We start from the raw sequence: 13,756 nt of genomic DNA, 5'->3' as shown, positions 1-13,756 counted from the left end.
CCGGCGGTGACGAACGTGTCGCTGAAGGACCGGGCTGCCGTCGTCGGGGTCGGGGTGACCGAGCAGGGCAGGACGCCGGGAGCGTCGAACCTGACCCTCGCCGTCGACGCCTTCGTGCGAGCCCTGGACGACGCGGGGCTGCACAAGGACCAGATCGACGGGCTGCTCACCGAGCCGGGGACGACGGAGTTCGGCTGGGCCCTGGACTACCTGCGCCTGGGCGAGGCTCTCGGCATCAACCCCTCCTTCACGCACACCGTGATGCAGGGCGGATCGACCGCTGCCTCCCTCGTCCAGACGGCCGCGATGGCGGTCGCCACCGGCCAGGCCACCTACGTCGCCTGCGTCTTCGGGGACACCCCGCGCACCAGCCGTGGCCCGCGCACCACGGATGCCGCACACGGGAACGCGGAGGACTCCTGGGGGGTCTGGGGTGCGCTGGGCGCCATCACGTGGAGTGCGATGAGTGCCAGCCGGCACATGGCGCTCTACGGGACGACGTCCGAGCAGCTCGGTGAGGTGGCCGTCAGCGCGCGCCTGCACGCCTCGCTCAACCCCGAGGCGGTCATGCGTGAGCCGATCACCCTGGACGACCACCGGGAGTCGCGGGCGATCGTCGACCCGCTGCGCCTGCTGGACTGCTGCCTGGTCACCGACGGCGGCGCCTGCGTCATCGTGACCAGCAGTGAACGGGCTCGTGACCTGCGGTCGACGCCGGTCTCGATCGCCGGCATGGGGCAGGCCTACACCACGGAGAAGCTCGGGCACCCCGACTGGTGGTACGGACCGCACCAGCGGACCGCCGTCACGAGGGCGTACGAGATGGCCGGCATCGAGCCGGGCGACGTCCGGGTGGCTCAGCTGTACGACAACTTCACGATCAGCACCATCCTGTGGCTGGAGCACGCCGGCTTCTGCGGCGTCGGCGAGGGTGGTCCCTTCGTCGAGGGCGGCCGTATCCGGCTGGGGGGCCGACTGCCGGTGAACACCCACGGCGGCCACCTCTCGGCCGCTCACCCGGAGGGCTGGCTCACGGTCATCGAAGGGGTGCGCCAGGTGCGGGGCGAGGGCGGCGACCGGCAGGTGGCGGACGCCGACATCTGCCTGGTGACCGGGCGCGGGATGTTGCTCAACTGCGCCAGCGCCCTCGTACTCACGCGCTGACGCCGTATCTGCCGAGAGGAGCACACATGGACGACTACCGGAAGCCGCTCCCCGTGGTCACCGAGCTCAACCGCCCCTTCTGGGACGGTGCCCGCCGGGAGGTGTTGCAGGTCCAGTGCTGCACGGAGTGCGGCCACCTGCGCTACCCGATCGCGGAGGTCTGCCCCCGCTGCCTGTCCGGTGGCGTGGAGTGGGTGCCGCTGTCCGGGGTCGGGGAGGTCTTCGCCTGCGTCACCTACCACCGGGCGTACGCGCCGGAGTTCTCCGATGACGTGCCCTACACGGTGGCGATCGTCCAGCTGGACGAGGGCCCACGGATGCTGAGCAACGTGGTGGGACCCGGCCGCCTCGACGCCCGGGTCGGTGACCGGGTCCGGGTCGTGTTCGACGCCGTGACCGCGCAGACCACCGTCCCCCGGTTCCGGCTGGCGCAGGACTGATCCGTGGGGGCACTGGACGGCATCCGTGTACTGGACGTGTCGCAGGGGGCTGCCGGCCCCACCGCCGCAGCGATCCTGGGTGACCACGGCGCAGACGTGGTCAAGGTCGAGCCGACGACGGGTGAGTGGGGCCGCGGCCTCGGGCCGCCGTTCTGGCACGGCTCCGCGGTCGCCTCCCAGGGCATGAACCGGAACAAGCGCGGGCTGGCGCTCGACCTCAAGGCCCCCGGGGGCGCGGACGTGTTCCGGCGCCTGGCCGGTCGCAGCGACGTCCTGCTCGAGAGCTTCCGCCCCGGGGTGATGGACCGGCTGGGCCTGGGGCCGGCGGCGCTGACCGAGGCCGTACCGCAGCTCGTCTACTGCTCGATCACCGCGTTCGGCAGCTCGGGGCCCCTGCGGGACAAGCCGGGTGTCGACGGCGTCCTGCAGGCCATGAGCGGCTTCATGAGCATCACCGGCATCGAGGGCGCGGAACCGGTCAAGGCCGGCCTGCCGGCCGCCGACATGACCACGGGACTGCAGGCGGCCCAGGGCGTGCTGCTGGCTCTGCTGGCCCGCCAGCGCACAGGCCGGGGCCAGCACGTCTCCGTGTCGCTGCTGGACTCGATGCTGGCGTTCCAGCAGGTGCCACTGACGATGTACCTGGACAGCAGGGAGCTCCCCCGCAAGCCCGGCAGCGGCGCGGCCTACAGCACGCCCAACGAGGCCTACCGGACCCGGGACGGCGCCATCATGATCGCGGCGTACACGCCGGAGCGGTGGCGCACCCTCTGCACGACGCTCGGCCGGCCGGACCTCGTCGACGATCCTCGCTTCATCGACAACGCGGCGCGGATGCGCCACCGTGCGCAGCTGCGCGTCGAGCTGGAGGGGCGTCTGTCGACGCGGGACACCGCCGACTGGCTGCCCCGGCTGGAGGCCGCCGATCTCATGTGCGCGCCCATCCTCGACTACGAGGCCCTGGTCGCCTCGGAGCAGGTTGCCGTCAACGGGATGATCGCCTCCCTCCCGCACCCTCTGGGCGCCATCGAGACGATCGGCGTGCCCATCCGGCTCTCCGCCACGCCCGCCCCACCGCTGGGGTCGGCGCCTCTGGTGGGTGAGCACACCGCGGAGGTCCTCGCCGAGCTCGGCTACTCGGCGCCGGAGATCACCCGGCTGCAGGACGACGGCGTCGTCCTGCAGCGGTCGACCAACGACCAGGCCGCGACGGCCCCACAGTCCGCTGCCCGGCTCCCGGGCGGCGCCATCCGTACGACGAGTTGGAGATCCGCCAGTCATGAGCGACCCCGCTGACACCCCCGGCCTCGGCGTCACCCGCGACGACCACGTCCTGACGCTGACGCTGGACCGTCCGAGCGCAGGCAACTCCCTGGATCCCGCGACCGTCGCCGCCCTGCGCGACGCCTGGGAGCTGGCCGCCACCGACGAGGACGTCTGGGTGGTCGTCCTGACCGGGGCGGGGGAGCGCTTCTTCTGCACCGGCTCCGACCTGAAGAAGACCCCTCCGCCGCAGCGGTCGTTCATCGCGGACGTGCTGAACGGGACGCAGGTGCAGATCACCCCGCCCGAGGGGTTCCTCAAGCCGACCATCGCGGCGGTGAACGGGATGGCAGTGGGCGGCGGCCTGGAACTGGCGCTGGCCTGCGACCTGCGGATCGCCTCGACGACGGCACAGTTCGGGTTGAGCGAGGTGAAGGTGGGCAGCCTCGCCGGGCAAGGGGGCACGCAGCGGCTCATGCGGGCCATACCCCAGGCGGTGGCGATGAAGATGCTGCTGACCGGGCAGCGGATCGACGCCGCGGACGCCCACCGACTCGGGCTGGTGAGCGACCTGTACGAGCCGGCGCAGCTGGCTTCGGCGGCGGCAGAGCTGGCCCGCACCATCTGCGCCGCGGCGCCGCTGTCGGTCCGCGCCGCCAAGATGGCCGCCACGGCCGGGGCCAGCCTGCCGCTCCGCGACGGCCTGGCCCTGGAGAACCAGCTGTGGGGCGCCCTGCGCGACACCGAGGACCGGCTCGAGGGGCGGCAGGCGTTCGCCGAGAAGCGGCCGCCCCGGTGGCGCGCCCGCTGAGCCCCAGCGGTCCGGCGGCGTCGGGGGCGGCTGGTAGACAGGGGCCGTGGCCGGTTCCCGAGACGTGGACGCGTCCTTCCTCGCCCTGCCCCTCTCCGCGCTGACCGACGCGGCGCTCACCCGCGCTCGCGACCTGGGCTGTGAGCACGCCGACCTGCGGGTGGAGCGGATCCGCACCCAGACGATCAGCCTGCGCGACGCCCGGCTGGAGTCCCTGGCCGACGGCGAGGACCTCGGCCTGTCGGTCCGCGTGGTCCACGAGGGCACGTGGGGTTTCGCGGCAGGCGTCGTCCTCACCGCCGCGGAGGCCGTCCGGCTGGCCGAGGAGGCCGTCGCGGTCGCCCGGGTGTCGGCCGCGGTCAACAGCGACCGCGTGGAGCTCGCCCCCGAGCCGGTGTACCCCGACGCCGTGTGGGTCTCCGACTACGACGTCGACCCCTTCGCCGTCCCCGACGTGGAGAAGACCGGCCTGCTCACCGAGCTGTCGGAGCAGCTGCTGGCAGCCGACGGGGTCGAGCACGTGCAGACCAGTGCGATGGCGGTCAAGGAGCAGAAGTACTACGCCGACACCGCCGGCACCCGCACCCGGCAGCAGCGCGTGCGGGTGCACCCGGCCTTCACCGCGCTCACCGTCGACCGGGCCACCGGCGCCTTCGAGAGCATGCGCACGCTCGGCCCGCCGGCCGGGCGCGGCTGGGAGTACGTCACCGGCACCGGCTGGGACTGGCGGGCCGAGCTGGCCGAGATCCCGGAGCTGCTGCGGGAGAAGACCAAGGCGCCGTCGGTGGAGGCCGGCCGGTACGACCTCGTCGTCGACCCGTCCAACCTCTGGTTGACCATCCACGAGTCGGTCGGGCACGCCACCGAGCTCGACCGCGCGCTGGGGTACGAGGCGGCCTACGCCGGCACCTCGTTCGCCACGCCCGACAAGCTGGGCACGCTGCAGTACGGCTCCGAGCTGATGCACGTGACCGGCGACCGCACCGCCCCCCACGGGCTGTCCACCGTCGGGTGGGACGACGAGGGCGTCGCCGGCCAGACGTGGGACGTCGTGCGCGACGGCGTCCTGGTCGGCTACCAGGTGGACCGCAACATGGCGCGGCTGCGGGGGATGCCCCGGTCCAACGGCTGCGCCTTCGCCGACTCGCCGGGCCACGTGCCGGTGCAGCGGATGGCGAACGTCTCGCTCCAGCCGGCCTCCGGCGGGCCGTCGACGGAAGAGGTCATCGCCGGCGTCGAGCGCGGCATCTACGTCGTCGGTGACAAGAGCTGGTCGATCGACATGCAGCGCTACAACTTCCAGTTCACCGGCCAGCGGTTCTACCGGATCGAGGGCGGCCGGCTGGCGGGGCAACTGCGCGACGTGGCCTACCAGGCGACGACGACGGACTTCTGGGGCGCGATGCGTGTCGTCGGCGGCCCGCAGACGTACGTGCTCGGGGGCGCCTTCAACTGCGGCAAGGCCCAGCCCGGGCAGGTCGCCCCGGTCAGCCACGGCTGCCCGACGGCGCTGTTCGAGAACGTCAACATCCTCAACACGGTGCAGGAGGCGGGGCGATGAGCGGTGCGAGCGTCGAGCGGGTCGTGAGCATCGCAGCGAGCGCCGGCGAGCGAGGAGCGGAGCGATGAGCTGGCTGCGTCCCCAGGACGTCGTCGAGAAGGCGCTGGCCGCGTCGACCGCGGATGCGCAGGTGACCTACGTCGTCGAGAGCTCCGAGGCCAACCTGCGCTGGGCCGGCAACAGCCTGACCACGAACGGCTCCATGCGCTCGCGACAGGTCGTCGTCATCTCCTTCGTCGACGGCGGCGCGGGCATGGCCACCGGCACGGTGGCGCGCACCGGCAGTCCGGACGTCGCGGAGCTGGTGGCCGCCAGCGAGCAGGCTGCTCGTGACGCGGGACCGGCCGAGGACGCCGTCCCCCTGGTCGCGGAGCCGCCGCCGGGCGCGGGGGAGTGGGACGCCGATGCGGCGGAGACCTCGATCGGCGTCTTCACCGACGTCGCCCCGGCTCTGGCGGAGGCCTTCGGCGAGGCCCGCGGGCGGGAGGAGTTGCTGTTCGGCTACGCGGAGCACGCCATGGCCACCACCTACCTGGGCACCTCGACCGGTCTGCGGCTGCGGCACGACCAGCCCGCCGGTCGGGTCGAGCTCAACGGCAAGAGCGCCGACATGAGCCGCTCGGTGTGGGCCGGCGTGGGCACCCGTGACTTCGCCGACGTCTCGGTGGCCGACCTCGCCGGCGAGGTGGCGCGCAAGCTGGCCTGGTCGCGCCGGCGGGTGGAGCTGCCCGCCGCCCGCTACGAGACGCTGCTGCCGCCCTCGGCGATCAGCGACCTGATGATCTACGCCTACTGGACGATGGAGGCGCGTGACGCCGACGAGGGGCGCAACGTCTACGCCAAGGCAGGTGGCGGCAACCGCGTCGGCGAGCGGCTGGCCGCCCTCCCGCTGACCCTCCGCAGCGACCCGTTCGCGCCGGGCCTGGAGGCGTGCCCGTTCCAGGTCGTGGGCGGGTCGTCGGGATCGGCGTCGGTGTTCGACAACGGCATGGCGACGCCGGCGGTCGACTGGATCTCGGGCGGCGTGCTCACCAACCTCATCCGGCCGCGGGCGTGGGCGCTCAACACGACGGCGCCGGCGACCGCCGCGGTCGACAACCTGCTCCTCGAGTCCCCGGGTGCCACGGCGACGCAGGACGAGATGGTGGCGGCCACCGAGCGCGGCCTGCTCCTCACCACCCTCTGGTACATCCGCGAGGTCGATCCCCAGACCCTGCTGCTGACCGGGCTCACCCGCGACGGCGTCTTCCTCGTCGAGGGCGGTGAGGTGACCGGTGCGGTGAACAACTTCCGGTTCAACGAGTCGCCGGTCGACCTGCTCGGCCGCATCACCGAGGCCGGCCGCACCGAGCGGACCCTGCCGCGGGAGTGGAGCGACTGGTTCACCCGGGCCGCCATGCCGACCGTGCGGGTACCGGACTTCAACATGAGCTCGGTGTCCCCCGCGAGCTGACCCGCCCTCGCCCCCCGAGGCCACATCCGGCCCCCGACGGACTTTCGGCGCCACAAGTCCCCCAGCAGACGTGCGGCGCCGGGAGTCCGACCCAGGGACGTGCGGCGTCGGGAGGTCGGGGGAGGGTCTGCCGGCGTCGCCGAGCGGACGACGCGCCGAGAGGGCACGACGGTGGGTAGGCGAGTGCCAACCGTTCCGTCACAGTGTTGGCGGATCGTGACCGTGACGTTGTGCGAACGGCCGAATACCGTCTGTTCCAGCGGGGGTTGGCCGAGCGAGTGGAACTTCCACCTGTACCGCCCTCCACATCGACCGAAACGTGGTCGAGGCATCTTCTCGCCTCGACCGCAGACCGAGCTCCGGATCTCTCCGGTGCTGGTGAGGGGAGGGGCTCCGGTGCTCAGGACTCAGAAGCCGTCCGTGTTCCAGGTGGGTCAGATCTGGGACGACGGGGACATCGTCATCGTCTCCGGCTGGGGTCTCGGCCTGTGCGTCGCCGCGTGCGCCTGCCACCGCCACCCCTCCACCGGGAGCCTGGCCATCGCCGAGGACCAGGCGCAGGGCCTGCTCGGCCTGGTGAGCCACCGTGACGGCGGGTGTGACTGCTGCGAGCCGTGGACCGCCGACGAGCTGAGCGCCGTCGTGCGTGACCTCGAGATGGTCACCCACCTCGAGGCGCAGGAGCCGCTCGCCGGCTGAGCGAGGGCCCCGGGACGGGGCCGCCGACGGGACGTGGCCGCCGACGGGTGGCGGCCGCCGAGCCCCTCCGCGGTTCGCACGAGGACCGGCCCGGGTAGGGGCTGCCCATGTTGGGACGCGCTGCCCTCCGCGGGGCCCTGGCCGGACTGGCCGGCACCGCCGCCATGACCCTGGGCGAGAAGGTCGAACAGTCCCTGACGCACCGGCCGGACTCCTACGTGCCGGCCCGCACGCTCACCGCCGTGACCACGCGCCGCCGGCTGCCCGAGTCCGCCCGCCCGCTGGTGCGCAACCACCTCATGCACTGGGGCACCGGCGCGCTCGTCGGTGCCCTGCGGGGCGTCTGGGCGGCCAGTGGGCTGAGGGGCTGGCGTGCCTCGGCCTGGCACACCTCGGTCAGGCTGGCCACCGACCAGACCCTGGAGAACGCCACCGGCGTCGGCTCCCCGCCGTGGACCTGGTCCCGGCGCGACCAGGTGGTCGACGTCGGCGGGAAGGCCGTCTACTCGTTCGTCACCGGCGCGGTCGCCGACCTCCTCGTCCCGCTCGCACCCGACCGGAACCGGTCGGGGTCCGCACCGCCCCGGCGGTCCTGAGCTGATACCCCGCCGTTCCGACAGGACCCGAGGCCGGCGGGACGCCGGAGCACTGGTGGGGCGGATGTGACCAGTGGGTCCTGACGGGGGGCCGGGCGCCCGCGCGCCACCCCTCACCACCCGCCACCCTCTCCCTACCGTGCGTACTCACGCGCTCGGAACACCGCCCGCTCTCGGGTGGGGCGCGGCGAGAGGGGGCCGGCCGTGCGCAACCGGACGACGAGTCGACGCTGGTTCGGGGCCGCCCTGTCCGTCACGGCCGCAGCGGTCGTGGCGCTGTCCCCCGCGACGGCGGTCGCCGCACCCTCGACGGCCGCGGACGCCGCCCGGCTGGTCGCCGAGACCGGCCAGCAGCTGACCGGACTCGACGAGCAGATCCACCAGGCGCGGATCACCGTCGCCGCCCAGCAGCAGGCCGCGGCCGCCGCCGCGCTGCTCGCCGCGCAGGCGCAGGCCGTGCTCGACGGCTACTCCCCGCAGCTGCGGGCCATCGCGCAGACCGCCGCGACGTCGCAGTCCCGGATGGCCGCCTTCCTGACCTCGGACTCGGCGGCCGACGTCGTCCAGCAGATGACCACGCTCGACCTCATCGCCGCGCACACCGAGGGCCTGCTGGCCGAGATCTCCGTGGCGCAGCGGGCCGCCGACCAGGCCCGGGCCGACGCGGACGCGGCCGCCGCGCAGGCCGCCGCCGCGCTGGCCGAGCTCGACCGGCAGCAGGCCGAGGTGCAGTCGAGGGTGAGCGCCTACGAGGCCGACTTCGCCCGTCTCTCCGCCGCCGAGCAGGCCGTCGTCACCGCCACGCTGGCCGGTCCGGCACTGCCGCCGCCGCCCACCGCGTCGGTCGTGGCCGGCGCCCCCAGCGCTGCCGCCGGCGGGATCGTCCAGGCCGCGCTCGCCCAGGTCGGCAAGCCCTACGTGTGGGGCTCGTCGGGCCCGTCCGGGTTCGACTGCTCGGGCCTGACCAGCTTCGCGTACAGCGCGGCCGGCGTGCAGCTGCCGCACTCCAGCCGCGCGCAGTCGCAGCTGGGCGCGCCGGTCTCCCGCGCCGAGCTGCAGCCCGGTGACATCGTGTACTTCTACTCGCCGGTCAGCCACGTCGGCATCTACATCGGTGACGGCAAGATGGTGCACGCCCGCACCTACGGCCAGCCGGTGGCGGTGACCAGCGTCGACCAGCGCGGCTACGCCGGCGCCCGCCGCGTGCTGTGAACCGGTGGCCCTCCTGCAGGGTCCCGCCGCGAGCTCGCGAGTGGTGGGGGGCAGGAGGATCCCTTCTCAGTGCGGTCGCCCTCCCTCGGCGAGCAGCTGCACGGCGGCGGCGATCCGCTTCGCCCGCGTCGCCGGGGTGGTGGCCGTGTGCACCCGCCAGAGGACGGCGTACCGGTTCTGGCCGTCCAGCGCGTCGTACGCCGCGCGGGCCGCGGGCTCGGCGTCGAGTGCCGCGGCCAGGTCGTCGGGCATCGTGATGGTGGCCGGGCCCGCGTAGGCGCGCTCCCACCGCCCGTCGGCCTTGGCCGCCTCCACCGCCGCCAGGCCCGCCGGGCGCATGCGGCCCTCGGCGGTCAGCCGCTCCACCGTCGTGACGTTCTTCTTCGACCAGACGCTCTTCGGCCGCCGCGGCGTGATGCGCTGCAGGTAGTAGTGGTCGTCGAGCCGGTTGGCGCGGCCGTCGATCCAGCCGAAGCAGAGCAGCACCTCGACCATCTGCTCCCAGTTGATCGACGGGACGCCCGCGCCCTTCTTGGCCAGCTTGACGTACAGCCCCGGCGCGGTCCGGTGCTCGGCCTCCAGCCACGCCTCCAGCGCGGCCTGGTCGGGGAACGAGAGCACCGGCAGGTCGGTGGGCAGCGTCACGCGTCCATCCTGCCCGTGGGCGCCGACGGTTTCGGGCTGGTCCGCCCCGGCTACCGCGTCCGGGGAGCCGCAGGGTGCGGCCGGACGGAGGTGGGCTGTGAGCGACCGGGGACCGGGCCCGTCGGTCATCTGGCTGGTCCGGCACGGCGAGAGCATGGGCAACGTCGCCGATGCGCACGCCCAGCAGTCCGGCGCCGGCCGGCTCGAGCTCGACGTCCGCGACCCCGACGTCCCGCTGTCGGAGACCGGCCGCGGGCAGGCCGAAGCGCTGGGCCGCCACCTCGCCGAGCTGCCCGAGGAGGAGCGGCCGACCGCCGTGCTCAGCTCGCCCTTCGCCCGGGCGCTGACCACCGCGCGCCTGGCGACCGCGGGCCTGGACGTGCGGGTCCGCACCGACGAGCGACTGCGGGAGCGCGACTTCGGGGCGTTCGACGGGATGACCGGTACCGGCATCCGCGAGCAGTTCCCCGACGAGGCCAAGCGCCGCGACCTGCTGGGCAAGTTCTACTACCGGCCACCCGGCGGGGAGAGCTGGGCCGACGTCGCCCTGCGGATCCGCAGCCTGCTGGCCACCGAGGCGCTGCGGCACGACTGCGAGCGGCTGCTCGTGGTCGCTCACCAGGCGGTGATCATGGTCTTCCGCTACGTGCTGGAGGAGCTGACCGAGCAGGAGCTGCTCGCCGTCGACCGGGAGCAGCAGGTCGCCAACGCCTCCCTCACCCGCTACGAGATGAACGCCGCGGGCGACCTCGAGCTCGCGGACTTCAACGCCGTCACCCACCTCGTCGCCCGGGACGAGGACGTCACCGAGGAGCCCGATGTCGCTCGGCAGTCCTGACCCCACGCCCGTCTCCCAGGACGTCCTGCGCGGCTGGCAGTTGCCCGAGCCGTCCGGGGGCAAGAACTCCCGCGGCTCGATCCTGGTCATCGGTGGCAGCACCGAGACCGTCGGCGCCGTGCTGCTCGCCGCCGAGGCGGCCATGCGCGCCGGTGCCGGCAAGCTCCAGGTCGCGACGGTCGCCTCGCTGGCGCCGTTCGCGGCCGCGGCCCTGCCCGAGGCCCTGGTCCGGGCCCTGCCGGAGACCGACGGGGGTGCGGTCAGCGCGGCTGCCGCCGACGTCGTCCGTGACCTCGCGGAGGCGGCCGACGCCGTCCTCATCGGCCCGGGGATGGCCGACACCGAGGAGACCCAGGCGTTCGGGGCGCGGCTGCTGCCGCACCTGCGCGGCCCGCTGGCCCTGGACGCGCTCGGGCTGAGCTGCGTCAGCGCCGACGAGGCCTGCATCCACCACCTCGACGGCCGGGTGGTGCTGACCCCGAACCCCACGGAGATGGCCTACGCGCTGCACCGGGAGGAGGACGAGATCGAGGACGACCCCGCCGGCGCCACGGCCGATCTGTCGGCCCGGACGCGCGCGGTCGTCGGCCTCGGCGGCGCCACCTCGTGGATCGCCGCTCCCGACGGGCGGATCTGGCGGGACGACAGCGGCACCGCGGGCCTCGGCGTCTCCGGTTCCGGCGACGTCCGGGCCGGAATCACCGGCGGCCTGCTCGCCCGCGGTGCGGAGCCCGCCCAGGCCGCGGTCTGGGCGGCCTATCTGCACGGGCGCTGCGGTGAGCGGCTGGCGTCGTCGGTGGGCCCGCTGGGGTTCCTGGCCCGGGAACTGCCGGCCGAGGTCCCGCGGGCGCTCGCCGAGGTCGTGCCCTGAGCCCTCGCCGGCCCCGCGTAGGTTCCTCCCAGCGCTGATCGCCGGCGTCGATCGACGAGAGGGAGAGACCTGGTGCACGTGGAGGTGCCTGCGACGGTGCAGGGGATCTACGACGAGGTGCTGCGGCGCAACCGCGGCGAGACCGAGTTCCACCAGGCGGTGCGAGAGGTGCTCCAGTCCCTCGCCGTCGTGCTCGACCGGCACAGCGAGTACGCCGAGATGAAGACCGTGCAGCGCATCTGCGAGCCGGAGCGCCAGATCATCTTCCGGGTGCCCTGGCAGGACGACCGCGGCGAGGTGCACATCAACCGGGGGTTCCGGGTGGAGTTCAACTCCGCGCTGGGCCCGTACAAGGGCGGCCTGCGGTTCCACCCCTCCGTGGACCTGGGCATCGTCAAGTTCCTCGGCTTCGAGCAGGTGTTCAAGAACGCGCTGACCGGCATGCCGATCGGCGGCGGCAAGGGCGGGTCGGACTTCGACCCGAAGGGCCGCTCGGACGCCGAGGTCATGCGCTTCTGCCAGTCGTTCATGACCGAGCTCTACCGGCACCTCGGCGAGTACACCGACGTGCCCGCCGGGGACATCGGGGTGGGCGCCCGCGAGATCGGCTTCCTGTTCGGGCAGTACAAGCGGATCACCAACCGCTACGAGTCCGGCGTCATCACCGGCAAGGGCCTGGGGTGGGGCGGCGCGCTGGTGCGGACCGAGGCCACCGGGTACGGCGCCGCGTTCTTCGCCGCGGCCATGATGGAAGCGGCCGGCGAGTCCTTCGACGGCAAGCGGGTGACCGTGAGCGGCTCCGGCAACGTCGCGGTCTACGGCGTCGAGAAGGTCCACCAGCTCGGCGGCACCGTGGTGGCCTGCTCGGACTCCAGCGGCTACGTCGTCGACGAGAAGGGCATCGACCTCGACGTCCTCAAGCAGGTCAAGGAGGTCGAGCGGGCGCGCATCGCCGAGTACGCCGAGCGGGTGCCCTCGGCGCACTTCGTCGAGGGGGGCAGCGTGTGGGACGTCCCGTGCGAGGTGGCGATCCCCAGTGCCACCCAGAACGAGCTCGACGGCGACGCGGCGATCGTGCTCGCCCGCAACGGCTGCCGGTACGTGGTGGAGGGCGCCAACATGCCGGCGACCCCCGAGGCGGTGCAGACCTTCCGCGACGCCGGGGTGGCGTTCGCGCCGGGCAAGGCCGCCAACGCGGGCGGGGTGGCGACCTCGGCGCTGGAGATGCAGCAGAACGCGTCGCGGGACCGGTGGACCTTCGAGCACAGCGAGGCGCGGCTCGAGGAGATCATGCGCGACATCCACACGCGCTGCCACGAGACCGCCGACGAGTACGGCTCGCCGGGCGACCTGGTGCTGGGCGCCAACGTCGCGGGGTTCCTCGAGGTGGCCGAGGCGGTGCACGCGCACGGGCTGATCTGAGGACGGACCCCCTCGCCCCCCGCCACTCGCGGGCTCGCGGCGTCCCTGCGAGGGGCCACGCCGGGTACCCGGCCCGACTCTGGTGTGAAGCACGCTTGACACCGGGGTCCCGACCTGGTGGACTCCCTGCCGTGTCAAGCTCACTTGTCAGGAGAGAGTCGGCCATGGTCCCGCGTCACGTCGCTGCGGTGCTCACCGGTCTCCTGGTCGCCAGCGGCATCGGTCTGCTCGCCGGCGCCTTCGGTGACGACCGGTTCTGGCTGAGGACCCTGGTGTTCGCCGCCTGCACCGTGGGGCCGGCCTACGGGCTGGGCTGGCTGCTGTTCGTCTCCGGCACGGTCGACCCGGGCCCGGTCACCCACCCGGAGGAGAGCGTCGAGCACGACTGGTGGCACCGCAGCGCCGCGGGTGCCTTCCTCGACCTGCTCTCCGTCGCCGGCCTCGGTGCCGCGGCCCTGGCGGTCACCGGGCTCGAGGTGGCGGCCACCACCGTGCTGATGGCGCTGCTCGTGCTGGGCTTCGCCGACGTCGCCGTCCGGTTCACGGTCCTGAGCCGGCGCGACGCCTGACACCGGCGGTGCGCAACGACCTGGCCGAGCGGCGGGCGACCCGGGGCTGGTCGCAGGGACGGCTGGCCGAGGAGCTCGGTGTCTCCCGGCAGACGGTCATCTCCCTGGAGAAGGGCCGGTTCGACCCCAGCCTGCCCCTCGCCTTCCGCATCGCCGCGCTCTTCGACTGCCGCATCGAGGACGTCTTCAGTCCCGACGATGCGGCAGGCTGA

General features: G+C 73.5%; 15 protein-coding genes. 14 read left to right on the top strand and 1 reads right to left on the bottom strand.

The annotated features are described in order from the left end of the window. Nucleotides 1–15 precede the first annotated feature (15 nt). The 9 genes from GCU56_RS17150 to GCU56_RS17110 all read left to right on the top strand — a co-directional run bounded on the left by GCU56_RS17150 (nucleotide 16) and on the right by GCU56_RS17110 (nucleotide 9,199). On the top strand, nucleotides 16–1,164 hold the full coding sequence (locus GCU56_RS17150) for a thiolase family protein (RefSeq protein ID WP_163482956.1): 1,149 nt from the start codon (nucleotides 16–18) through the stop codon (nucleotides 1,162–1,164). Nucleotides 1,165–1,190: 26 nt separating this feature from the next. Then, nucleotides 1,191–1,604, top strand: a complete 414-nt coding sequence (locus tag GCU56_RS17145; protein WP_163482955.1) for a Zn-ribbon domain-containing OB-fold protein — start codon at nucleotides 1,191–1,193, stop codon at nucleotides 1,602–1,604. Between the two features lie 3 nt (nucleotides 1,605–1,607). Further along, the gene (locus GCU56_RS17140; protein ID WP_204332287.1) at nucleotides 1,608–2,900 is read left to right on the top strand and encodes a CoA transferase; all 1,293 of its coding nucleotides are present in this window, start codon (nucleotides 1,608–1,610) and stop codon (nucleotides 2,898–2,900) included. Then, nucleotides 2,884–3,678: an enoyl-CoA hydratase/isomerase family protein gene (locus tag GCU56_RS17135; protein ID WP_163482954.1), complete on the top strand. Its 795-nt coding sequence runs from the start codon at nucleotides 2,884–2,886 to the stop codon at nucleotides 3,676–3,678. Before GCU56_RS17140 ends, GCU56_RS17135 begins: the two co-directional genes overlap by 17 nt. A gap of 46 nt (nucleotides 3,679–3,724) precedes the next feature. Further along, nucleotides 3,725–5,239, top strand: a complete 1,515-nt coding sequence (locus tag GCU56_RS17130; RefSeq protein ID WP_163482953.1) for a metallopeptidase TldD-related protein — start codon at nucleotides 3,725–3,727, stop codon at nucleotides 5,237–5,239. A gap of 64 nt (nucleotides 5,240–5,303) precedes the next feature. After that, complete coding sequence (locus GCU56_RS17125; protein WP_163482952.1) at nucleotides 5,304–6,692, top strand: metallopeptidase TldD-related protein; 1,389 nt, start codon at nucleotides 5,304–5,306, stop codon at nucleotides 6,690–6,692. Nucleotides 6,693–7,088: 396 nt separating this feature from the next. Continuing rightward, on the top strand, nucleotides 7,089–7,391 hold the full coding sequence (locus tag GCU56_RS17120) for a hypothetical protein (RefSeq protein ID WP_163482951.1): 303 nt from the start codon (nucleotides 7,089–7,091) through the stop codon (nucleotides 7,389–7,391). Between the two features lie 107 nt (nucleotides 7,392–7,498). Beyond that, entirely contained in the window at nucleotides 7,499–7,987 is a 489-nt protein-coding gene (locus GCU56_RS17115) for a hypothetical protein (protein WP_163482950.1), read from the top strand. A gap of 204 nt (nucleotides 7,988–8,191) precedes the next feature. Then, the gene (locus GCU56_RS17110) at nucleotides 8,192–9,199 is read left to right on the top strand and encodes an NlpC/P60 family protein (protein WP_163482949.1); all 1,008 of its coding nucleotides are present in this window, start codon (nucleotides 8,192–8,194) and stop codon (nucleotides 9,197–9,199) included. Between the two features lie 66 nt (nucleotides 9,200–9,265). Here GCU56_RS17110 and GCU56_RS17105 read toward each other — a convergent pair whose 3' ends face one another. After that, nucleotides 9,266–9,844 (bottom strand): YdeI/OmpD-associated family protein, encoded by a 579-nt coding sequence (locus GCU56_RS17105; protein WP_345771896.1) that lies wholly within the window; start codon nucleotides 9,842–9,844, stop codon nucleotides 9,266–9,268. A 97-nt stretch (nucleotides 9,845–9,941) separates the two neighbouring features. On the opposite strand from GCU56_RS17105, the gene GCU56_RS17100 reads away from it, so the two are divergent. From GCU56_RS17100 to GCU56_RS17080, 5 genes are all read left to right on the top strand, one after another. After that, nucleotides 9,942–10,682, top strand: coding sequence for a histidine phosphatase family protein (locus GCU56_RS17100; RefSeq protein WP_345771895.1), 741 nt, complete (start codon nucleotides 9,942–9,944; stop codon nucleotides 10,680–10,682). Further along, nucleotides 10,663–11,553, top strand: coding sequence for an NAD(P)H-hydrate dehydratase (locus tag GCU56_RS17095; RefSeq protein WP_163482947.1), 891 nt, complete (start codon nucleotides 10,663–10,665; stop codon nucleotides 11,551–11,553). The genes GCU56_RS17100 and GCU56_RS17095 overlap by 20 nt, the downstream gene beginning before the upstream one ends. A gap of 72 nt (nucleotides 11,554–11,625) precedes the next feature. Further along, nucleotides 11,626–12,975: an NADP-specific glutamate dehydrogenase gene (gdhA, locus tag GCU56_RS17090; protein ID WP_345771894.1), complete on the top strand. Its 1,350-nt coding sequence runs from the start codon at nucleotides 11,626–11,628 to the stop codon at nucleotides 12,973–12,975. Between the two features lie 164 nt (nucleotides 12,976–13,139). After that, nucleotides 13,140–13,544 (top strand): hypothetical protein, encoded by a 405-nt coding sequence (locus GCU56_RS17085; protein ID WP_163482946.1) that lies wholly within the window; start codon nucleotides 13,140–13,142, stop codon nucleotides 13,542–13,544. 8 nt (nucleotides 13,545–13,552) lie between these two features. After that, nucleotides 13,553–13,756 (top strand): helix-turn-helix domain-containing protein, encoded by a 204-nt coding sequence (locus GCU56_RS17080; RefSeq protein WP_163482945.1) that lies wholly within the window; start codon nucleotides 13,553–13,555, stop codon nucleotides 13,754–13,756.

This window comes from Geodermatophilus sabuli (assembly GCF_010686765.1).
GTDB classification, from domain to species: domain Bacteria; phylum Actinomycetota; class Actinomycetes; order Mycobacteriales; family Geodermatophilaceae; genus Geodermatophilus; species Geodermatophilus sabuli_A.
The sequence above is the reverse complement of the archived record's forward strand: the minus strand, read 5'-3'. Positions and strand labels throughout refer to the sequence as shown.